Raw genomic sequence first — 423 nt, 5'->3', positions numbered from 1 at the left:
GATCCTGGCCGGCCAGGCGGCCGAGCTCGGCGCCCGCCCCGATGCGGTCGTCTCGGGGATGACCGGCGTCGCCGGGATCACGGAGGAGGAGGCGGCCGCCCTGGACCGCCTCGCGCCCGCCGCCCGCCTCCACGTCACGGGCGACCTTCTCGGCCACACCCTGGAGACCCAGGCGATCGCCGGAACGGCCCTCGCGGCGGCGCTCATCGCGGCGGGCGAGGTCGGGGAGGCTCTCGTGACCTCGGTCGGCCACCGCCGCGGCGAGGGCGCGGCGCGCCTCGTGAAAGCCGCATAGAGGGCGTCCGGCACCCCCATGACCACGACATCCGCCCCGTCCTCGATGCGCGACCGCCGCGGCCGGCCCCTCGTCGCCGTGACGGGCATGGGCGTCCTGACCTCCGCGGGCACCGGCCGGGAGGACAC

General features: G+C 77.8%; 1 protein-coding gene. It reads left to right on the top strand.

The window, feature by feature from the left end:
• Nucleotides 1-295 (top strand): hypothetical protein (locus D7V93_RS45755; protein ID WP_208723395.1); only part of this gene is annotated, 295 nt, incomplete at its 5' end.
• Nucleotides 296-423 lie beyond the last annotated feature (128 nt).

The sequence above is a fragment of the Corallococcus llansteffanensis genome (assembly GCF_003612055.1).
Taxonomy (GTDB): Bacteria; Myxococcota; Myxococcia; order Myxococcales; family Myxococcaceae; genus Corallococcus; species Corallococcus llansteffanensis.
Note: the sequence above shows the minus strand (reverse complement) of the source record. Positions and strands in the feature narration are given on the sequence as shown.